The sequence below is a fragment of the Marinimicrobium sp. C6131 genome (assembly GCF_026153455.1).
In the GTDB taxonomy this organism is placed as follows: domain Bacteria; phylum Pseudomonadota; class Gammaproteobacteria; order Pseudomonadales; family Cellvibrionaceae; genus Marinimicrobium.
The window spans coordinates 3,501,876-3,522,896 of the sequence record NZ_CP110629.1; the positions used below are offsets into that span (position 1 = coordinate 3,501,876).

General features: G+C 60.5%; 20 protein-coding genes and 1 other RNA gene. 11 read left to right on the forward strand and 10 right to left on the reverse strand.

The window, feature by feature from the left end; all coding sequences use genetic code 11:
• Nucleotides 1-61 precede the first annotated feature (61 nt).
• The 3 genes from ssrS to OOT55_RS14990 all read right to left on the reverse strand — a co-directional run bounded on the left by ssrS (nucleotide 62) and on the right by OOT55_RS14990 (nucleotide 839).
• A non-coding RNA gene (gene ssrS / locus OOT55_RS14980) (6S RNA) lies at nucleotides 62-239 on the reverse strand.
• A 67-nt stretch (nucleotides 240-306) separates the two neighbouring features.
• Entirely contained in the window at nucleotides 307-612 is a 306-nt protein-coding gene (locus OOT55_RS14985; RefSeq protein ID WP_024461963.1) for a cell division protein ZapA, read from the reverse strand.
• Nucleotides 609-839, reverse strand: a complete 231-nt coding sequence (locus OOT55_RS14990; RefSeq protein WP_369755570.1) for a TIGR02449 family protein — start codon at nucleotides 837-839, stop codon at nucleotides 609-611. The genes OOT55_RS14985 and OOT55_RS14990 overlap by 4 nt, the downstream gene beginning before the upstream one ends.
• 124 nt (nucleotides 840-963) lie before the next feature.
• On the opposite strand from OOT55_RS14990, the gene OOT55_RS14995 reads away from it, so the two are divergent.
• From OOT55_RS14995 to OOT55_RS15035, 9 genes are all read left to right on the forward strand, one after another.
• Nucleotides 964-1,590, forward strand: a complete 627-nt coding sequence (locus OOT55_RS14995; RefSeq protein WP_265366652.1) for a UPF0149 family protein — start codon at nucleotides 964-966, stop codon at nucleotides 1,588-1,590.
• Between the two features lie 51 nt (nucleotides 1,591-1,641).
• Nucleotides 1,642-2,970: a Xaa-Pro aminopeptidase gene (gene pepP, locus OOT55_RS15000; RefSeq protein ID WP_265366653.1), complete on the forward strand. Its 1,329-nt coding sequence runs from the start codon at nucleotides 1,642-1,644 to the stop codon at nucleotides 2,968-2,970.
• Between the two features lie 32 nt (nucleotides 2,971-3,002).
• A complete protein-coding gene (gene ubiH / locus OOT55_RS15005; RefSeq protein WP_265366654.1) occupies nucleotides 3,003-4,286 on the forward strand; it encodes a 2-octaprenyl-6-methoxyphenyl hydroxylase in 1,284 nt (427 codons plus the stop codon).
• The gene (locus tag OOT55_RS15010; protein WP_265366655.1) at nucleotides 4,283-5,524 is read left to right on the forward strand and encodes a UbiH/UbiF/VisC/COQ6 family ubiquinone biosynthesis hydroxylase; all 1,242 of its coding nucleotides are present in this window, start codon (nucleotides 4,283-4,285) and stop codon (nucleotides 5,522-5,524) included. Before ubiH ends, OOT55_RS15010 begins: the two co-directional genes overlap by 4 nt.
• A 6-nt stretch (nucleotides 5,525-5,530) precedes the next feature.
• Complete coding sequence (locus OOT55_RS15015; RefSeq protein ID WP_265366656.1) at nucleotides 5,531-6,283, forward strand: AAC(3) family N-acetyltransferase; 753 nt, start codon at nucleotides 5,531-5,533, stop codon at nucleotides 6,281-6,283.
• Nucleotides 6,284-6,291: 8 nt separating this feature from the next.
• Nucleotides 6,292-6,621 (forward strand): hypothetical protein, encoded by a 330-nt coding sequence (locus tag OOT55_RS15020; RefSeq protein WP_265366657.1) that lies wholly within the window; start codon nucleotides 6,292-6,294, stop codon nucleotides 6,619-6,621.
• 332 nt (nucleotides 6,622-6,953) lie between these two features.
• A complete protein-coding gene (locus tag OOT55_RS15025; RefSeq protein ID WP_027328212.1) occupies nucleotides 6,954-7,166 on the forward strand; it encodes a cold-shock protein in 213 nt (70 codons plus the stop codon).
• A gap of 206 nt (nucleotides 7,167-7,372) precedes the next feature.
• On the forward strand, nucleotides 7,373-7,690 hold the full coding sequence (locus OOT55_RS15030) for a DUF3301 domain-containing protein (protein ID WP_265366658.1): 318 nt from the start codon (nucleotides 7,373-7,375) through the stop codon (nucleotides 7,688-7,690).
• 19 nt (nucleotides 7,691-7,709) lie between these two features.
• Nucleotides 7,710-8,270: an NUDIX domain-containing protein gene (locus OOT55_RS15035; protein ID WP_265366659.1), complete on the forward strand. Its 561-nt coding sequence runs from the start codon at nucleotides 7,710-7,712 to the stop codon at nucleotides 8,268-8,270.
• Nucleotides 8,271-8,547: 277 nt separating this feature from the next.
• On the opposite strand, the gene OOT55_RS15040 is transcribed toward OOT55_RS15035, so the two are convergent.
• From OOT55_RS15040 to OOT55_RS15065, 6 genes are all read right to left on the reverse strand, one after another.
• Nucleotides 8,548-9,969, reverse strand: a complete 1,422-nt coding sequence (locus tag OOT55_RS15040) for a sugar porter family MFS transporter (RefSeq protein ID WP_265366660.1) — start codon at nucleotides 9,967-9,969, stop codon at nucleotides 8,548-8,550.
• Nucleotides 9,970-10,149: 180 nt separating this feature from the next.
• Nucleotides 10,150-11,793 carry a family 43 glycosylhydrolase gene (locus tag OOT55_RS15045; RefSeq protein WP_265366661.1) on the reverse strand — a complete coding sequence of 548 codons (1,644 nt, stop codon included), beginning with the start codon at nucleotides 11,791-11,793 and terminating at the stop codon, nucleotides 10,150-10,152.
• A 278-nt stretch (nucleotides 11,794-12,071) separates the two neighbouring features.
• Nucleotides 12,072-13,403, reverse strand: coding sequence for a xylose isomerase (gene xylA, locus OOT55_RS15050; protein WP_265366662.1), 1,332 nt, complete (start codon nucleotides 13,401-13,403; stop codon nucleotides 12,072-12,074).
• A 72-nt stretch (nucleotides 13,404-13,475) separates the two neighbouring features.
• Nucleotides 13,476-14,975, reverse strand: a complete 1,500-nt coding sequence (locus tag OOT55_RS15055; protein WP_265366663.1) for a xylulokinase — start codon at nucleotides 14,973-14,975, stop codon at nucleotides 13,476-13,478.
• Nucleotides 14,976-15,062: 87 nt separating this feature from the next.
• A complete protein-coding gene (locus tag OOT55_RS15060; RefSeq protein WP_265366664.1) occupies nucleotides 15,063-16,121 on the reverse strand; it encodes a LacI family DNA-binding transcriptional regulator in 1,059 nt (352 codons plus the stop codon).
• A 254-nt stretch (nucleotides 16,122-16,375) separates the two neighbouring features.
• A complete protein-coding gene (locus tag OOT55_RS15065; protein ID WP_265366665.1) occupies nucleotides 16,376-18,196 on the reverse strand; it encodes a hypothetical protein in 1,821 nt (606 codons plus the stop codon).
• Between the two features lie 317 nt (nucleotides 18,197-18,513).
• Between OOT55_RS15065 and OOT55_RS15070 the strand changes: the two genes are divergently transcribed.
• Complete coding sequence (locus OOT55_RS15070) at nucleotides 18,514-18,843, forward strand: hypothetical protein (RefSeq protein ID WP_265366666.1); 330 nt, start codon at nucleotides 18,514-18,516, stop codon at nucleotides 18,841-18,843.
• A 44-nt stretch (nucleotides 18,844-18,887) separates the two neighbouring features.
• Nucleotides 18,888-20,504 carry a glutamate--cysteine ligase gene (gshA, locus tag OOT55_RS15075; RefSeq protein ID WP_265366667.1) on the forward strand — a complete coding sequence of 539 codons (1,617 nt, stop codon included), beginning with the start codon at nucleotides 18,888-18,890 and terminating at the stop codon, nucleotides 20,502-20,504.
• A gap of 18 nt (nucleotides 20,505-20,522) precedes the next feature.
• Here gshA and OOT55_RS15080 read toward each other — a convergent pair whose 3' ends face one another.
• Nucleotides 20,523-20,966 (reverse strand): flagellar basal body-associated FliL family protein, encoded by a 444-nt coding sequence (locus tag OOT55_RS15080; protein WP_265366668.1) that lies wholly within the window; start codon nucleotides 20,964-20,966, stop codon nucleotides 20,523-20,525.
• Nucleotides 20,967-21,021: the final 55 nt, after the last annotated feature.

The following is a 21,021-nucleotide window of genomic DNA, read 5'->3' on the forward strand; positions in this document are numbered from 1 at the left end:
CGTCCGCGGTTGAATCGTCCGATAGGAACCACCGGGCCATTATGGGCCGGGCGAGAGAAAGGAGAACCCCAAGGTGCCGCTGTCAATTGGGCCTTGAACCCTAAGGCTCAAGGTGGCGAGGTTCGCGGTCCATCAGGCTTCCCGTTCGCGCGGTAATGCTCAACAGGACCTACAGAACAACGCCTGTACTGCGGTTATCGGCTCAAGGACGTGTTGACTGGCGAACACCCCAGGGCGTGCTTTCAGTATAACCCGGAAGTCGGGGGTGGACGCAACCGGATTCCTCGACGCAATGAAGGGTGGCGGTCAGTGTTGTTCGAACTGCTCCAGGCTGCGATCGATTTTGTCGTTCAGGCGTTGCAGTTCGTTCTGGTCCAGATCCAGGGACGGCTGCTGCGGTTGGCGTTTGGCCTGCAACAGTTCATGGCTCAGGTTCAGCGCCGCCATGACGGCAATGCGCTCCAGCCCGATGACAGAACCGCTGCGCTTGATGGCACGCATGCGCTCATCCAGTAACTCGGCGGATTCCTGCAGCGCGGCGCGTTCCTCCCGGGGGCAGGCGACCTGATAGTCTTTATCCAGAATTTTGACGAAAACCGTTTCGGTACTCACGAGTCTGCCTCCAGGCTCTTCAGGCGCGTAATCATGGCCTCTACCCGGCCGCGGGCCAGCTCGTTTTTTTCAATCAAACGCACCCGTTCCCGCTGCCAGTCATTGGCTTTGGCCCGCAGTTCGTCGTTCTCCTGCTGCAGGCGTTCACAGACCTGGATCAGACGATCCATCTTGGCTTCCAGGGCTTCTAGCAGTTCATCGGACATGATTTCGGGGACCGGGTTCATTATTCGCGTGCAGCTACTATATTGCGCCCTTTGCAGAGGGTCAATCACCGCCCGCCGTAACCGTACTTGCCGCCGTCAAATCGGGATTCGTGTTAGCATATCCGGTCAACGACACGAGGTGCCCATGACGACCGAACCCGAAACACCCCCCCTGAGTTACGAACAATTGAGCGAGCTGTTACAACCCCTGGGTATTCTGATCAACCCGGCGGAATTGCAGGGGCTGTTGTGCGGGAAGTTCTGTGGCGGGGCCAAACCGGATGAAACCGAGTGGCTGCTTGAAGCGGTGGAAGAGCTGGACTTTACCCAGGCGCCGGATGAGACCGTCCGCAATGCGTTGACCCAGGTGTACCGGGATACCCGGGCGCAATTGACCGGTAACGGCTTTGCGTTGCAACCGCTGTTGCCCAAAGACGAACGGGAAATCACCCTGCGGGTGCAGTGCCTCGGTCAGTGGTGTCACGGTTTTCTGGTGGGCTTCGGCAGCGCCGGTCACGCCGGCGACACCAACCTGTCGGACGAAGCCCGCGAGGCGCTGGAAGATCTGGCCGCTATTGCCCAGGTGGAACTGGACGATGAAGAGTCCGCCCGCGAAGCCGAGAACGATTACGCCGAAGTGGTGGAATATGTGCGCATGGCGGCGCTTTCGCTGTTTATGGAGTTTGGCGCGCGGGCACTGGTGGACGCCAATGTTCCCGGTGCCGAGGCGACGCAGGCTCCCTCGGAGGATGAACCCCCGACCCTGCATTGATATCGCTACCCCTTTTCGCGTTACCTAAAAGCTGAGCCCTAAGGTCGATCCATGAAAATCACACGTCAGGAGTTCGCCCGTCGGCGCAAGGCGCTGATGGAAGTGATGGAACCCAACAGCATTGCCATCGTGCCCTCGGCGCCGGAGCGTCAGCGCAGTCGCGATACCGAGTACCCTTACCGCCAGGACAGCGACCTGCATTACCTGAGCGGTTTTCCGGAGCCCGGCGCAGTACTCGCGCTGATTCCAGGGCGTGAGCACGGCGAATTCGTCCTGTTTTGCCGTGACCGTGACCCGGACCGGGAAATCTGGGACGGCTATCGTGCCGGGCCCGAGGGCGCCTGCCGGGATTATGGTGCCGACGATGCGTTTCCGATCGACGACATCGACGATATTCTGCCTGGCCTGCTCGAAGGCCGGGAGCGGGTTTACTATGCCATGGGTAAGGATCGGGAGTTTGACCGCCAGGTCATGGACTGGGTGAACAGTATTCGCGCCAAGGTTCGTTCCGGCGCCACCCCGCCCGGGGAATTTCTCGATCTGAACCACTTTCTGCATGATCTGCGCCTGATCAAAAGTGCCGCCGAGCTTCGGCTGATGCGCCACGCCGGGGAGATTTCCGCCCGGGCGCATACCCGCGCCATGCAATACTGCCAGCCGGGCGTCATGGAGTATCAGCTTGAAGCGGAAATACTGCACGAGTTTGCCATGGCCGGTGCCCGCTTCCCCGCCTACAGCAGCATTGTGGGGGGCGGTAAAAACGGCTGTATTTTGCACTATATTGAAAATAGCGCCGCGCTCAGAAACGGTGACCTGGTGCTGATCGATGCCGGCTGCGAGTACGAAACCTATGCCGCGGATATTACCCGGACCTTTCCGGTCAACGGCACCTTCAGCCCGGAGCAGCGTGCCCTGTATGACTGGGTACTCAAGGCGCAGCGAGCGGCAATTGCCGAGATTCGCCCCGGCAACCACTGGAACCGCCCCCACGAGGTGTCGGTGCAGGTTCTGACCGAAGGGCTGGTGGAGTTGGGGCTGTTGCAGGGTGAAGTGGACGAACTGATCGCCAACGAGGCCTATCGCGACTTCTATATGCACCGGGTCGGCCATTGGCTCGGGCTGGACGTGCATGACGTCGGCGACTACAAAATCGATGGCCAGTGGCGCCTGTTGGAACCGGGCATGGTCATGACCGTGGAGCCGGGACTCTATGTGGCACCGGACAATGAGCGCGTCGCCCGCAAGTGGCGAGGCATCGGGATCCGCATCGAAGACGATGTGGTGGTCACCAGAGAGGGGTGTGAGGTGCTGACCGATGGCGTTCCCAAAGACCCGGATGCCATTGAAGCGCTGATGGCCGACGCGTCTCGTTCGCGGTGATGAACGTCATTATTCCTGTGTGAGGCCTGTCCATGAATGAATCGCTTGCCCTGCCGGACTACGACATCGCCATTGTGGGCGGTGGCATGGTGGGGTCTGTGTTGGCCGGACTTCTGTCAGCCAGTGGTGCCGGATGGCGTACCGTGTTGATCGACGCCGGTGTCCCGGACCGGTTGGCGAGCGCTCACTACTCATCTCACTACGACAATCGCTCGACCGCCATTTCCGCCGGCAGTGCCGATATTCTCGAGCGGCTGGGCTTGTGGTCCCGGCTGAAAACCCACGCGACCGCCATCACCGAAGTGCATGTGTCCGATCAGGGGCATCTCGGTGGGGCGTTGATCGATGCCCGTGAGCAGCAGCGCGATGCGCTGGGGTACGTTCTGGAAAACGGCTGGTTGGCGCCGACATTGCGAACGGCGGCCGTTCAGGCGCCGGAGGTCAAGATACTGGCCCCCGCCCAGGTAACGGGCCTGCTGCCGGGCCGACACTTGAATACCCTCACCCTGAAAGGAGAGAGCACGCCGGGAACACTGACGGCGCGACTGGTGGTGCTTGCCGATGGGGGGGCCTCCGAGCTGCATCGTCAGTTGGGTATTGAGCAGGTGCGCCACGACTACCAGCAGCACGCGGTCATTGCCAATGTCTCCTTTGAGCGACCTCATAACGGGCGGGCCTACGAACGTTTTACCCCTCGGGGGCCTCTGGCATTGTTACCTCTGGATGAATGCCCGCAGGCCCAGCGGGCCGCGCTGGTATGGACTCTGCCACCGGGCGAGGCGGACGCGTTGCGGAACGCTCCGGAGGCGGAGTTTCTCGACGCCCTGCAGCAGGCCTTCGGATGGCGTCTCGGGCGCCTGACCCGGGTGGGAGAGCGGCAGTCCTGGCCTCTGGCGCTGGTGCAGGCTCGGGAGCAGGTTCGGTCGCGTCTGGTGCTGCTGGGGAATAGCGCGCACTATCTGCACCCGGTGGCCGGACAGGGGTTCAATCTTTCACTGCGGGATGCGGCGGCTCTGGCCGCCGGCCTGCGACGGGCGCGTCAGGAGGGGGCCGACCCCGGCGCGCTACCGGTTCTGAACCGTTATGTGGCGCAGCGCGCCCGGGATCAACGTCTGACCATCCAGTTGAGCGATAAACTGGTGCGGGTGTTCTCCAATCGCCGTCTTGGGCTGATGGCGTTGCGTCATCTCGGATTTGTCGGACTGGATTTTCTGCCTGGGGTCAAAGACTGGTTTGCCGCCCAGACCATGGGCACGGCCGGGCCGAGGGCGCCCTGGGAGCCCTCTGTCCAGCGATTGTCGGAGGTGGGTTCATGAGCCAGACAACGCACGATGTGATCGTGGTGGGCGCGGGGCAGGTCGGGGCGACCCTGGCTCTGAAACTATCGCCCCTGCTGGCTGCCCGTGGCCTTCGGTTGGCGCTGGTAGAGGCGAGCGACGCCGAGCCCGCCGTATACCGGGGGGAACAATTCGATCCACGGGTAGTGGCGTTGACGCCGGCGTCCCGCCGTTGTTACGAGGAACTGGGGCTGTGGCGGCACATTGAGGCCGAGCGCGCCAGCCCCTACCGGGATATGCTGGTGTGGGATGGCGAGGCCAGTGGACGAATCGGTTTTCACGCGGATGAGCTCAATTGTGATCAACTGGGCCATATTGTGGAAAACAGCGTTCTGGTCCGGCACCTCCGTCAGGCCTTGACCTATCAGTCCACCGTGGAATGGTTCCGGCCGGTGTCGGTCGTGAGCCTGAGTCACCGCGATGATGATGTGGTGGCCGTCAGTCTCGACAGTGGTCATACGCTGGTCGCTCCCCTGGTGATTGCCGCCGACGGTGCCCATTCCCGCGTGCGGGAGTTGGCCGGTTTCAACGTACGGGAGTGGCCCTACGAGCAGAGGGCTATTGTCACCACGGTGCGCACCGAGCGGCCTCATGGCCAGACGGCACGCCAACGCTTTATGCGTACCGGGCCGCTCGCGTTTCTGCCCCTGCGCTGCCACTGGGGCGATGCGGAAAAAGGGGCTTCTCCGTGGGATGAGCACTACAGCTCCATCGTCTGGTCCGCTGACTCGGACCTGGCCGATGAGCTGCTGGCGTTGGATGATGCGGCGTTCTGTACGCGTCTCGGGCGGGACTTTGAGTACACCCTGGGCGCTGTCACCAGCACGGATCGTCGTCACGGAATTCCGCTTTATCAGCGCCACGCACGGGATTACATCCGCCCCGGCGTTGCCCTGGTCGGGGATGCGGCCCACAGTATTCATCCGCTGGCGGGCCAGGGCGTAAACCTGGGGCTGAAGGATGTGCTGGCGCTGAGTGAAGAAATTGAGCGCGCCCTGAAACGCGGTCTGCCACTGTCAGAGCCGTCGATCCTGCGCCGTTATCAGCGTCAGCGCCTGGGCGACAACCTGGGCATGATGGCCTCCATGGAAGGTTTCAAACGACTCTTCGGCAGTCGTTCTCCCGCCTGGATCGCCCTTCGCAATGTCGGGCTCCGTCGGGTGGATAATCTGCCATTGTTAAAAAACACGCTTGCTCAAAAAGCCATGGGAGTATGAGCTGCTATGAATATCAACCCCCATCTGGAGTTATCCAATCTTCTCAAAGACCTCGGGGTGAAACCCGGGGATACCCTGATGGTGCACGCGTCTTTGCGTTCACTGGGTGAAGCCATGCCCGCCGACATTGTATCGGCCGGGCTGCGTCGGGCGCTGGGGCCGGAGGGCACGCTGGCGATGCCGACGCTCAGTTATGAAACGGTCAACGCCGGGAATCCGCTGTTCGACACCGAGGAGACCCCCTCCTGTGTCGGCAGCCTCAGCGAGGCGTTCCGTCGCCAGCAGGGTGTGGTGCGCAGCCTCCACCCGACCCACTCGGCGGCGGCGATCGGCCCCAACACTTCGGATTTACTGGTGGGCCATGAAAAGGACCACACTCCCTGCGGCGAGCATTCCCCCTTTGCCCGTCTGCCGAGGCTGGGTGGCCGGATACTTTTCCTCGGTTGCGATTTTACTGTCAACACCATGATGCATGCCGTGGAAGAACAGGTGATGCCGCCTTACCTGCTGGAAGATGAGCCGGTGGACTTTATCCTGACCGATGCCCGGGGCCGTCAGATCACCAACGCGGTTCGCTGCCACAGCTTCAAAGGTTATGTGCAACGCTACGATCGCCTTGAGGCGCTGCTGCCCGAGGGTGCCATCAAGCGCGGTCAGTTGCTGGCCGCCGACTGCATGCTGGTGGATGCCCAGGCGGCCTGGGATGCGGCGCTTGAGGCCATCAAGAAAGATCCTCTGTACTTCGTGGACAAGGAGTGACGCCCGATATGCCGTTTCTCACCCCTGAGCGCAAGCATCGGCTGGACGCCGCGCTCAACGGTCTGCTGATCCTGTGCCTGTTGGCGGCCGGAGCGGTGTTTCTGGGCTACTCGACGGGCTACGGAATGCTGCTGGCCCCGGTGGGCTGGGCGATAGCACTGGGCATTTTCCGGCGCTGGCGTTGGGCCTATTTCGCCAGCGCGGTCTGGGCGCTGGCCTGCTACCAACTGGCCAAGGAAGGGCTGGAGTTCGAAGTACTGAAGCGCGTTGTGATGATATTCAGCATCCCTCTGGTGGTGCTCTCCATCTACCTGCACGAAGTACTCGCCCGTCGGTAGCGCACCCATGTGGTGCCTCACACCTTTTTCGGCACCCCATGGGTGCCGTGCGTTGTCGCTTCGGAACCCGCTCAAAGTTTCATCAAATTATGCTTGAACTGCCCGGGGCGAAGTGCTTTAATTTTTTTTGCTAGAGATTGTGAACGGCCAAAGGCTAGGCTCCCGCGAGGCACCCTCCAGTAACTTTGTTCGACCCTTCCCTTAGCACAACCCTTGAGGGTTGTTTCATCCCGGCTTTTGCGTTGGTCGCCGATGCGTTGACCAAGGTCGGTTCATGTCAGGCGGGTTTTTCGGTGTTTCGAACCTGCGTTAGTTTGCAAGACGAGGAAAGTATGTCAGATCAACTGGTATCTGGTGTTGTTAAGTGGTTCAACGACGATAAAGGCTATGGCTTTATCGAGCGTGAAGGCGGCTCGGATGTGTTTGTTCACTTTCGTGCCATCAATGGGTCAGGTCGTCGCACTCTGAAAGAAGGTCAGAGTGTCACTTTTGAAGTGACCCAGGGTCAGAAAGGGCCTCAGGCGGAAAACGTCACGCCGCTGTAATCTGACCGAAAGCAATCACTTGCGCGGCCGCCGGTTCCGGCGGCCCGTATCGAACCAGGGCCCTCGCGGCACTGGTTCAACGCCCCCGCTGCTTTTCGCTTGCGTTAAGCCACAGAGTTTTATGTGCTGAAAAATTTCTTTCCTTCAGGGTGGCTCCGCTTGCCACCAGACGGTATGCTTCGGGTTTATCCGGGGATCCTGGTTTCATGTTCGATTTGAAAGCGTTGGTCTGGCTGACGGTTCTGGGCCTGTTTATTTATTACTGCTGGCGTGCCTTTCAGGCGAAAGACCGGGCGTTTGTCGCGGCGCGCCGCCACTGTGAGCAGATGCAGGTACAGATGCTGGATCAGAGCGTGTACCTGCGCAGACTCTGGATCAAACGGGACGCCCGGGGCCGCCCCGGTTTGTGGCGCGCGTTTTATTTCGAGTTTACCGTCACCGGCGGTGACCGTTATTTTGGACGGGTGTTAATGCTCGGTCGACACATTCAGCGCGTTGAGCTTGACCCCCACCGGCTGCACTGACGCGCTGAGCGTCCCCCCGATGACTGAAGGTGAGAATGTGACTGATACGATTGGCGGCTGGCAGCGCAAGTCGACGCGCTGTGTGTACGAAAACCCCTGGATCAGGGTGTCCCATGAAGAGGTGATAACGCCTGCGGGAACGGATGGCATTTATGGCGTGGTGCATTTTAAAAATACCGCGGTCGGTGTGGTCCCCATTGATGAAGCGGGGAATACCTGGCTGGTTCGTCAGACCCGTTACACCATGGGTGAATACACGTGGGAAATTCCGGAGGGCGGTTGTCCCCGTGCTGAAGACCCCTTGAGTGCTGCCAAGCGTGAGTTGCAGGAAGAGGTGGGGCTTAGCGCACAGCATTGGGAAAAACTGCAAGAGCTGCAGCTTTCGAATTCGGTGACCGATGAAACGGCCATTATTTACGTTGCCCGGGACCTGCAAAACGTCGAGCAGAGTCTGGATGACAGCGAAGATATTGAAGTGAAAAAATTGCCGCTGACCGAAGCCATCGCCATGGTGGATCGCGGCGAAATCACCGATGCGATATCGGTCGCTGCGTTATTGCGTTTGGCACTTAGCGTTTGAGTGTGCATCACGTCCGGGCCGGGAAGGGGTAGCCCTTTCAAGACACGCCGTTAATACATCCATGTAGGCTCGACGCGCGGAATCCCTCCGCTTACGGTCTTGAAAGGGCTACCCCTCCCCGTCCCTCAGTGCCAACGTAACGTTCCGGGAAATAGCACGTTTCGAACTGCACTTTGGGTTACGGCGGATGCGGCCGCTGGCCTTATCCGCCCTACACGACCTGCCGTGCTATGCGTAGGGCGGATAAGCAAAGCGCATCCGCCGTAACCCAAGGTAATTACCCCTCCATCTCCTCCAATTCCTTCCCTTTGGTCTCATGCACCATCATCAGCACAAACACCACGGAGAGCGCGGCGAAGAAGGTGTAGATGCCGTAAGCGGCGGATAAACCAATGCCCGCCAGGAGAATCGGGAAGCTCCAGGTGACCAGAAAGTTGGCCAGCCACTGGGCCAGACCGGCGACGGCCAGGCCGGAACCGCGAATCTGGTTGGGAAACATCTCCCCGAGCATGATCCACATCACCGGGCCCCAGGACAGATTGAACAGAAATACGTAGGCATTCGCCGCGATCAGGGCCAGCAGACCGGCATCGTCGGACAGGTTCAGGTTGCCCGTTTCCAGGTCCACCGGTGCGCCCGCAAAGGCGTAGGCGACCAGGCCCAGCGTGATGGCCATACCTGCAGAGCCAAACCACAGCAGAGGCTTACGACCGATCTTGTCGACAAAGAAGAAAGTGATCAGACAGGCCGCGATGCTGATACTGCCTGAAATGACATTGATGGCCAGCGCGTCGTTTTCGGAGAAGCCCGCCGCCTGCCAAAGTACCGCCCCGTAGTAAAACACCACGTTAATGCCTACGAATTGCTGAAGTACGGCCAGGCCAATACCGATCCAGACAATGGTGCGCAGTTTTCCGGTCTGTTTGTTGATCAGATCCGACAGGCGCGGGCGATGGTGGTCCTTGGCAAGAGAGGTATTGATCTCTTCGACTTTGGTCTCAGCGGTGCTGCGTCCGTAGAGTCGGGCCAGTACACCGCCGGCTTTTTCCATCTTCCCGGAGGCCACCAGATAGCGGGGGCTTTCCGGAATGGCCAGCAGGGCGAAGAAAAAGATGAACGCCGGGATCAGCTCCATCCAGAACATCCACCGCCAGGTTTCAAAACCCAGCCAGAATTCCTTTGTTGAGCCACCGGCGAACTTGGCCAGCAGGTAGTTGCTGAAGAATGCCATGGTCAAACCGGTGATGATGGCAATTTGCTGCACTGATGTGAGCATGCCGCGGTAGCGGGCCGGGGCCACCTCACTGATATAGGCCGGTGCCATGACGCTGGCGGCACCGACGGCCAGGCCACCGAGAATCCGGTAGAAGACAAATTCTATGGTGCCGCCGGCCACGCCGGAGCCCCAGGCGGAGACGATGAAAAACACCGACGCGACAATCAGCAGGGAGCGGCGACCGTACTTGTCCGCGAGACGGCCGGCAAAGAAGGCGCCGACGGCACAGCCGAGCAACATGGACGACACACTCAGGCCGGTGCCGGCGCTGTCGGAGTTGAAGGCGGTCTGCAGGCCTTCAACCGTGCCGTTGATGACGCCGCTGTCAAAGCCGAACAGAAAGCCGCCAATGGTGGCGACACAGCTGATCAGCACAATAAACAGAGTACTTCCCTGTTCAGGGTGAGTTGCATTTGTAGTCATGGAGTGAATACCTATGGTTTTATCGGATTCCAGAAATTGCCAGACCGTGGTTGTTATCGTTGAACTGGTTGTTGCCCCATGTTGACCCGGGGCTGATCGGGGGGCGCGTGGTCCCCCGATCAGCCCCTGTGCGCCCGGCCATTATTGTCTGTCTGTGGAGCCGGGCGCGGGTGTAGCTTATCAGGGCAGAGCGCGATACACCATGTTGCTGAAGCGCACTTTGCCCTCTCCGGAGGCGTAGATCGCCGGGCGCAGACTCATAAACCCGTACGCCACATTGTGATGGTAACCGGAGACTTCCATCTGGGTCGGATATTTGATCCAGGTTTCGCCGCCATCGGTGCTGGTATGGATGGTGAGAATGTGCCGGTCATTGGTGATCCGCATCCGCAGTTGGGTATCCATGCCTTCGGGCTTGGGCGCGGTACGCTGGTCCATACCGTAGCGGTGCAGGACGAAATGCGCCTTGTTGACGCCCACACCGGCGTAGAGCCTGTCATTGTAGAACACCATGGCTCCGGCCTGTGCGCCCTCATCAAAATCGATGTCGACTTCAAACTGGTAAGAGTGATCGCCGGCAATGAAGGTCAGAGGCGAGCTGTTGCTGGGTGAGTCGCCCTTGGCCTCCAGCTCCAGAACGCCAGCGTCGTGGTCGTAGTGCACCCGTTCGTTTTCGGAAATATCCCCTCGGAAAAAACTGTACTGGATACCGAACTTGTTGGTGGTGAAATCATCCGAGAGAGGGATACCATGCTTGATGGCGGTGCCGCCTTCGGGCTTGGGGATGGGCTGGCTCATATCGTAGCCTCTGGTGACCAGCCAGCCATCGTCGGTCCACTCCACGGGTTCCATCAGAGTCTGACGACCCAGAGTGTAATAGCCGTTTTCATAGCCGTGGTACATCATGTACCAGTCGCCGTCGGTGGGGCCCTCCACCAGGGTGGCGTGACCGCGCGACCACCATTTTTCCGCAGCGCTCTCGGTGCGCACAATCGGGTTGTGGGGAGAGTCTTCCCAGGGACCATGGATGGACTTCGAGCGGGCGTGAATCACCATGTGGCCGGTGGGCGGACCGGCGGTGCCGCCGACGGCGGTGATCATATGGTAGTAGCCGCCGTGCTGCATGATCTTGGGGCCTTCCTGGCAGTCGCACTCCACATCCCAGTGCTCCGGGTAGTCCCAGGCGTCATAGACGTGTTCCATGTCGCCGGTGATGCTCAGGCCATCATCCGACAGCGGCACACGATATCCGGCGGACAGGAACAGGTAGCGTTTGCCGTCTTCGCCCACGGCGTGACCCGGGTCGATCAGATCGTTATCCAGCGCGATCGGATCGGACCAGGGGCCTTCGATATTGTCCGCATAGACCACGTAGATATTGTTGTTGCCCGGGAACTTGGCCGGAATGTACAGGTAGTAGCGTCCGTCGTGCTTGGTCAGCTCCGGCGCCCAGATGCTGCCGACGTATTCGGTCAGGGCGGGGCCGACGGGTTCCCAGTTCACCAGATCTTTGGAGTGCCAGATCGTCAGGGCCGGGTAGGCCTCAAACGAGGAAAAGGTCATGTAGTAGTCGTCGCCGTCTTTGAGAATACTCGGGTCGGGGCGATCGCCGGACATGATGGGGTTCAGATAAGTGCCATCACCGAGATCCGCCTGACGTTGACCTTCGTGGGTGGTCTCCCACTGTTGACAGTGTTTGACGTAGGGGTTGCCGAGGTAAGGGCTACAGTCTTCGGCGTCGGTTTGGGTTTGATGAGGGTTGTTGGCCGATGTGCAGGCGCCCAATAGCAGCGCTGCCCCGGCAAGGGATAGCCATGTTTTCATTGTTTTTCTCTCTCATGTTTTTGGTTAACCAGTGTCTGGTTTTATCGTTGTATATAGTGGTGTTGCTTTTCGTGCGTGTCTTTTTTGGGTGTCGGTTCTCCATCAAGTTGGGTTGAAGGTCTGAAACCGGAGCGAGGGGGCGGCATTGTCTGAAAACACATGAATACGTCCCTGTAGCTCGCTCGCTTCTTCCCTGAAGCGAGCGTTTCAGAAAATGCCGCCCCCTCGCTCTGGCTGCCTATCGCAAGCCTATGGTGGGGCAGCGATAGGGGTTCTGCTTAGCGTACGAAACGGTTGATGATATTTTCGTACAGCTCCTGCTGGCCACTGATCTGCTTGGGCTCGCCCAGGGCGTTGCCAATCTCGGCCAGTTGCTCCAGAGTGAGTTTGCCCTGCTCGAAGTCGGCACCTTTGCCGTTGTCGAAAGAGGCATAACGCTCGGCGCGCATTTTCTCCAGCGGCGACTTCTGGATCAGGTCGTCGGCAATCAACAGAGAGCGGGCGAACACGTCCATACCGCCGATGTGACCGTGGAAGGTGTCGTTCAGGTCGGTGGAGTTGCGACGACGCTTGGCATCGAAGTTGACGCCGCCGCCCTGGAAGCCGCCGTGGCGCAGCAGAACCAGCATCATTTCAACGGTTTCGTTGATGTTGTACGGGAACTGGTCGGTGTCCCAGCTGTTCTGGTAGTCACCGCGGTTGGCATCGATGGAACCGAGCATGCCGGCGTTGGCGGCGGCCTGCATTTCGTGGTCCATGGTGTGCTGGGCCAGAGTGGCGTGGTTGGTTTCGATGTTCAGTTTGAAGTCTTTGTCCAGGCCGTGATGACGCAGGAAGCCGATGACGGTTTCGCTGTCGAAATCGTACTGGTGCTTGGTGGGCTCCATCGGCTTGGGCTCGATCAGGAAGTTACCCTTGAAGCCGTTCTTGCGGCCGTAGTCGCGGGCCATGGTCAGGAAGCGGGCCAGGTGCTCCTGCTCGCGCTTCATGTCGGTGTTGAGCAGGCTCATGTAACCTTCGCGGCCGCCCCAGAACACGTAGTTCTCACCGTCCAGAGCAATGGTTGCGTCCATCGCGTCTTTCAACTGGGCGCCAGCGAAAGCGACCACGTCGAAGTCCGGGTTGGTGGAAGCGCCGTTCATGAAACGCGGGTTGCTGAACAGGTTGGAGGTGCCCCACAGCAGCTTCACGCCGGATTCTTTCTGCTTTTCCTTGGCCAGCTCGACCCAGTTCTGCAGACGCTTCTGGGTCTCCGCGCGGGAATCACCCTCTTCAATGACGTCCACATCGTGGAAGCAGTAGTAGGGCACGCCCAGCTTGGTGAAGAATTCGAACGCCGCGTCCAGCTTCATGCGGGTGCGGGTTTCGTGGTCCTTGCCTTCGCTCCAGGGGAAGTGGAAGGGGCCGGGGCCGAAGGGGTCGTGGCCCGCGCCGCAGAAGGTGTGCCAGTAGCACACGGCAAAGCGGAAGTGCTCTTTCATGGTCTTGCCGGCCACTACGCGGTTCTCGTCGTAATACTGGAACGCGAAGGGGTTGTCGGACTCGGGGCCTTCGTAGGCAATTTTGCCAACGCCGGGGAAATACTCTTTATCGCCTAGGGTGATGCTCATGGTAATGACCTTTTGTGCTTTGTGTGAAAAGAGGTGGGCGGCGGTTGGGCCACCGCCCGGTTTCGGGTGTCCTTATCGGGCCTCGGCAAGGCGGCGTTCGACCGCGTCGCGCCAGTGGCCATAGAGCTCCTGGTAACGGGATTGCAGCGCCGCCTCCGGCTCGAGAATCGCCTTGCGGGTCAGGGTGCGGAACACATCCTCGCGGGAGGTGTAGTAATCGCAGCCCCAGGCCGCGGCCCGGGCGACGCCCTCGGCGCTGTCGGTCTGATACAGTTCCAGCGGTGCGCCGGTCAGGTTGACAAAGGCGCTGCTGAAAATCGGACTCAAAAACATGTTGCTGTGCCCGGCGCGTACCACCCGGGTTTCCGCCCCCAGGCCCTTGATCAGATCAAAGCCCAGGTTCATGGCATAGGCCACGCCTTCCTGGGTGGCCCGGGCGATGTGGTTGACGCTGTGACGGTTCAGGTCCAGGCCATCCATCTGGGCGGACAGAAGCTTGTTGCGCATGATCCGCTCGGCACCGTTCCCGAAAGGATAGACGTTCAGGCCGTCACTGCCAGGTGCCACGGATTCGCCCAGCTCGTTCAGTTTCGGGTAGGAGACTTCCCCACCGGTGCTCAGCACACCGCGCAGCCAGCTGTTCATCCGGCCCGCGCCGTTGATACAGGCCAGCAGGCCCTTGTGCACCTCGGCCTCGCCTTTGTTGACGTGGCGGAAAGTGTTGATGCGCTGATCCGGGTCGGCAATGTTCTTGTCGGTGACCGCATAGACCACGCCGGAGGTGCCGGCGGTGGTGGCCACATCGCCCGGCTCCAGCACGTTCAGGCTCATGGCATTGGCCACCTGGTCGCCGGCGCGGAAGGCGATTTTGGCGCCCGGGTTGATGCCCAGCTCGCGCGCCGCCTGTTCGTTCACCTCGCCCTGCACGCCCAGGTTCGGGACCTGTCTGGCCAACAGGCTGGGGTCGATATGCCAGTGCTTGAGCAGCTTGTCGGAGGCCTTGTTCTCGGCAAAGTCCCAGAACACGCCTTCGGACAGACCGGAGGCGGTAGTGGTGCACTCGCCGCTCAGTTTGTAGGCGATGTAGTCGCCGGGCAGCAGAATCTTGTCGATTTTGGCGTAGGTGTCCGGCTCGTTTTCCTGCACCCAGCGCAGCTTGGCGGCGGTAAAGTTGCCCGGGGAGTTGAGCAGGTGCTCCATGCACCAGTCTTTGCCCAATTCGTCAAAGGCTTTCTCGCCGGTGGCGACCGCGCGGCTGTCACACCAGATGATGGAAGGACGCAATACCTCGCCTTGCGCATCGACGGCCACCAGACCGTGCATCTGGTAGGAAATACCGATGGCGCCGATCTTGTCTTTCGCTTCGGGATGCTCGGCCCACATCTGGGCGCAGCCCTGACGCACCGCGTCCCACCAGGCTTCCGGGGACTGTTCCGCCCAGCCGGACTGGGGCGCGCTGATGGTCATTTCCTGGGGCGGGTAGGTGGCATTTGCCACACGTTCGCCGGTTTCGCCGTTGATGACGGCCAGTTTGACCGAGGAGCTGCCGATGTCTAATCCTAAAAAGTACATAGTTCTACTCTTTTGTTTGTTGGGTTTGAGCCGCTTGCCGCCCATCTTATAGTTTAGTTGACTACCAGTAAATCGGTGTTGTTCGATTTAGACCATCCGTTCCGCCGACTGACTCTGAGCCTGGCCGGAGGTATCGGAGCGCGGTGGCGCCGTGGAATCCCGCACTATCAGCCGGTGCTCCACGATTTCCGGTGCCTCGCCAATATCGTGGCCCTCAATGGCGCTGATCAGCCGGCGCATGGTGCGCTCGCCGATCTCTTCCGTGGGCTGCACCACCGTGGTCAGGGGCGGATCCATGATGGCCGCATAGCGGGTGTCATCGAAACCGACCACCGAAATGTCCTCGGGGACGCGCAATCCCCGGCGCTTGATTTCATAGATCGCCGCCATGGCCATTTCATCATTGGCGCAGAAAATGGCGGTGGGTGCCTCGGGCAGGCTGAGCAGCTTGCGGGTGGCCCGGCGCGCCCCGTCGATGGTCTGGTCGCCGTTGACCACCCAATCCCGGTGTTCGCCCTGGGGGCTGGCTTTCATGGCGTCGAGGTAGCCGCGCTCCCGGTCCCGGGTCAGTAGTGAACCGCGCGAACCGGCGATAAAGCCGATGCGCTGGTGGCCGAGCTGGAGCAGATACTGGGTGGCCTCGCTCGCGGCGCGGCGGTTGTCGACCCGCACGCTGGGAATATGGACCATTTCGTCGGTGACGTTTTCGCAGCCGAGCACGATCGGGGTGCGCCGTGCCTGGGTGGAGTACTGGCTGGTGCCGGAGAGAGGCGAGGGACTGGCGAGCACGATGATGCCGTCGGCCTCCTTGGACATGACCATCTTGCAGTAGTCGTCCAGCTCGGGCTGGCTGCTGGCGGTCTCCCGGATCAGGATCGAATAGCCGGTTTCCCGGGCGACCCCGTTGATGCCGCGCATCACACCTTCCCAGAAGGGTAGCCCCACGGACTGGAGCACCACCAATACCAGGCCGGTTTTGCCCCGACGGAAGTTGCGGGCCAGGGCATTGGGGGCGTAGCCGGTGGCCTCAATAGCCGACTGAACCGCCGCCAGGGTCTTGGGTTTGACCTGGTCAGGGCTGTTCAGGCACCGGGATACCGTGGAGATGGATACCCCGGCCAATTTGGCCACTTGCTTGATTGACACGGTTTCGCTCCGTTAGCGTTGTGTGCTTTGACGCCCCGGCCGGAATGGCACTGTTACAAAAACGTTTATGAAAACGTTGCCATTTCGACTTATGGTCGTAAAGACACTGAATGGTGCAGATTATGAACCCGCTTTTGGGTGCTTGGCAAGTGATTTGGTCAAAAAAATAGAAACGTTTTCATGTCGGGCGAGAGGGGAAGATATACCGCAGACGTCGGGGCGCGGGGTCTTACCCGCGCCCGCTCATTCCGTGGTTAGTTGAGTGTGCCGGTGAAAGTGCTGGTGCCGGAGCAGTATGGATCGGTTTCACCGTCCAGGGTAAAGCTCCAGCTACTGGAACCGGACATGCTCATGGCGCCATTGCTGTCGACGGCAACGGTGGCCTCCAGGCTGGTTTCGCTGGTGCCGCCGTCCTCCGGGTAGCTGCCGGACCATACCAGAGCGTCGCCGGAGAGGCTGCCACTGTAGCTGTGGCCGCCCTCGTCGGTGACCTCCAGGTCGGTACCGGTCTGCACAACGACAAAGTTCTCGGTGCGATCGTCCTCGCACTCGGCCACCTCTGTAGAGTCATTGATCTCAAAGGTCCAGGTGCCGCTGATATCCAGGGCGGTATCGTCGCCACTGCCGCTGTCGCCACTCGTGCCCACTTCCACTCCGGTGGGGCCTATCCGGGAAAATGCTTCCGGCTCTTCGGCGGGGTCATTGGTTCCGAACACCAGAGCATTGTTGTCGGCGTCGAAGGTCAGGGTTTCCACGATATCCCCCCCGTCGGGGCCGCAGGTGGTTTCTCCGGCCGACAGGTCGGGGCAGGGGTGGGAGAAACCGCTGTCGCCATTGGTGTCGGTCTCCACGGTCCAGGTGACGGCGTTGGTCTCGGCCTCAATGCTGTAGGAGCCGCGCTCAATCCCGGCTGACAGGGTCTGTGGGTCGGTATCCTCTTCCAGGTAGGCGAACATGCCATCGGCAAAAAGATGCAGAAGCAGGAATTCGTCGGCGTCTTCCATAAACCAGGTGCCCACCCGACCGTCGGTGTCGCTGTACAACCGGCTGAACTCGATCACGACGTTGCCGTCGCCCTCGGCTTCGTCGCAATTCTCGCCGACGCCGGTATCGGCGCCCAGCAGCAATTTGTCATCGCCCGGGGTGGCGCCCGTGACCAGATCGAAGGTAAACAGGCTGTCTTCCTCTGAAGCGCAGGTGCCGCCGGATAGGCCAATCTCGCCGTTGTAGTCGCGCACGTTCGACAGGGTGACCTGGCCGTTGTTGATGTTCCAGTCGATATCACCGACTTCGAAGCCATCCATTTCCGGCCAGTCTTCGTCGTTAAATATGGCGAAGCGACCGTCGGCGAACAGGGTCAGTACGATCACAAACTGTTCTTCCACATTCGCCGCCGAGGTGTCGACGTAATACCAGCTACCCACGGCCTGGTCGCGGACATCGGCGATTGAGGCCTGCAGATGAGCCTGCGCGTCCTCGGCGGACACCAGCGTGGTGTTGCTGCTGCCGGAGTTGGCGACCAGATCGGCCACCTGGGCATCGAAATCGTCGGCTGAGAAGTCCACGGCGGTGGCCACCTCGGCGGCACCGCTGGCGATATCGATGCCATTGCTGGCATCGCCGTCAAAATCGAGGGTCTGCAGCAGGCGGGCGATATTGGTCGCCACCACATCGGTGGGTTCATCGGTGCCGGCGATGGTCAGTGGCGTGACCACGCCGCGGGCGGTTGTCGGGGGCAGGCTGAGATCGCCGATAGAGAAGGTGACTTCGTCGCCGGGCTCGAAGGTAAAGCGGCCCTGGGCGTCGGTGGTACCGGTGATGCCGCTGGGCTGGTTGGTGAAAGTGATACCGGCGACCGCGCTGTCGACAAAGGTGCCGGTACGGCTGCCGGCGGTGGGTTCGTCGTCACCCGTGCCGTCATCGTCATCGCTCCCGTCGTCATTGTCATCGTCGTTGTCATTGCCGCCACCGTCGTCGTTGGGCGGTGGGGTGGTGTCACCGTCGCTGCCACCGCCGCAGGCAGCGAGTGTCAGCAAGGCGAAGCTCAACAGTAAGGTTCGAAGGAATAAAAGCATGATCTGGCTCCAATAGAGTTATAAAAGGTCGGTACCGAATCCCGGTCCGGACGGGTCCCTGTCGCTGCCGAAGGAGCGGAACAGCGGCTCCGGGCGCGAAGTTGTCGCTAAACTCCTCGTGGCAGTCTAGTGCAGGCGAGATAGGGCGGCATCGCCCATTTGGGGTATATGGCCAAACGTGACGCCACTTGAACGGCGGTTTGGTAAAAACCCCTTGCACTCAAAGCCCTAACACTGAACAATTCCCGTTTCGGCGGAGGTCAGGCTCCGCACGCCCCTCCGTCCAGTGACGTTGAGTGACGACTGCAAGGTGATCAATGACAGAGCTGTATATTCTGCGCAATCAGCATGGGTATTTTCTGGGCAAGCAAAAGGATTGGCTGGACGGTCGGGACCGCGGCGCCCTGTACAAGACGCCTCACAAGGACGAAGCCATCAACCTGAAGGTGGAGGTGAGTGCCAAGGATTTTGAGCAGCGGATTCATATTCTGCCCTGTCAGCCCGATGAGCGCGGCCTGCCGGTGCTGGCAGTCGATGACATGCCGCCGCCACGGGCCCGAGTAAAACCGGTTCGGGCTGACAGTGCCGAACTGGCGCCGGAGGCGTCATCCGACTCCCCTGAGTCCGCCCACGAGGCAGAAGACTAACGCGTTTTCAATTCCGGCCGGTTCGTGCTGTAAAGGAGCCAATCTTGTCCCATTCCGAGCGATTCCGCCATCTCCTGACGCACTTTGCGTCAACGGCCAACCAGACGCTGGGCGGTATCCGCCGGGGCGTGGAAAAAGAGAGTCTGCGGGTGACGCCCGAGGGCGAGCTGTCCCAGTTCGCCCACCCGAAGGGGTTGGGGTCGGCGCTGACGCACCCGCATATCACGACGGATTACAGTGAGGCGTTGCTGGAGTTCATTACCGAGCCGTTCACCCGGGTCGACGCGCTGCTCAATCAACTGGATGATATCCACCGTTACACATACAGTGTGCTGGAGCGGGAGCTGCTGTGGCCCACGAGTATGCCCTGTGCGCTCAAAGGCGAAGAGGGCGTGCCGGTGGCCCGCTACGGGACGTCCAACAGTGGCAAGATGAAAACCGTGTACCGTCTGGGGTTGGCCCATCGCTACGGACGGGTCATGCAGACCATTGCCGGGGTGCATTACAACTTTTCACTGCCCGACGATTTCTGGCAAACGCTGCAGCAAGAGGAGGGCGATACCGGCACCTTGCAGGATTTCAAAACCCGGCGTTACTTCGACCTGATCCGCAACTTCCGGCGCTATTCCTGGCTGTTGATCTATCTGTTCGGTGCGGCGCCTGCGGTATGCCGTTCATTCGTGCGCAACCGGCCCCACAAACTGGTGCCGTTCGAGGGCGATGAGCACACCTTGCACGCCCCTTACGCCACCTCGTTGCGCATGGGGGATCTGGGGTACCAGAGCGATGCCCAGCAACAGATGATTGTCTGCTACAACGATCTGCCCTCCTATCTTCAGACTCTGTGCAAAGCCATCACGCAGCCTCATCCGGCCTATCAGGCGGTGGGGGTGAAGGATGCGGACGGCGAGTATCAGCAGCTCAACACCAGTCTGCTGCAGATCGAGAACGAGTTTTACAGCAGTGTGCGCCCCAAACGCACCACACGACGCGGAGAAACGGCACTGCAGGCGCTTCGGCTGCGCGGAGTTGAGTACGTTGAGGTGCGCTGTGTGGACCTGAACCCCTATGAACCCCTGGGTATCAGTGCCGAGCAGATTCACTTTCTGGATGCCTTCCTGCTGCATTGCCTGCTGGCACCGAGCCCGAAAGCCGGCGATCAGGAGTACCGCAACATTCAGGAAAATCAGGCGCGGGTTGTGTACCGTGGCCGTGAACCCGGCCTGACCTTATGCCGGGATGAAGGTGAAGTGGCAATGGCCGAGTGGGCCGGGACGCTGCTGCAAGAGATGGACGCCTGCGCGGGTCTGCTGGATCTGAATGCCGGTGATGGGCACTTCCGGGCGGCGGTGGCGCAGCAGCGTCGTAAGGTGGACGACCCGGCCCTGACGCCCTCGGCCCGGGTTCTGGAGGATATGCGCCGGGAGAAGCTGACCTTTTTCCGCCACGCCATGGGGCTGGCCGAGCAGCATCGGGAGGTGTTCCTGCGCCGTCCGCTGGATCCGGAGCGGCAGGCCGCCTACACGCGGATGGCGGAGCAGTCACTGAGCGACCAGGAAGCCGTCGAGGCGGAGGATCAGCTCAGCTTTGAAGACTACCTGGCCAACTATTACCGCCAGTATCAGGATTGCGGTTGCGCGGCTCCCGTTCCCGAGGCTTAACACCGGCCATCGAAGCCCTCAGCGTTGTACGACAAAGTTCCGGAACAACAGGTCGCGGACGACATCCTCCCGGCCTTCCTCCTGCGCGAGTAACGCATTGGTTTCCGCCAGGGCCGTCTGGCGAAGTTGCTCGCGGCCGCTCTGGGTGTTGATCTCCTCTTCCCCCTGACGACTGAACAACATGACCAGGTGGTGGCGTATCAGCGGCATGTGGTGACGGATCACGCTGGCATCCCGGGATTTATCAAGACGCAGGGAAATTTCGGCACGCAAGTACTTGAGTCGTCCCGGTCCCCCGTAGTTGACCACCAGTGGCTCACTCAGCGGCACGTAGAGTTCGCCATCCTCCAGCTCGTCGTCCTGGGCGCTGACAGACCAACTCAATAGCAGACCGATGCTGAGTGCCAATGAAAGGAAAAAAACCGTCGACAGTCTGAGAGACGTATGTTTGCAGATCGACATCGAAACCTACCGGTGATCCAATTCGGGAATCTGTGCGCTAAATGGTGGCGCGCTC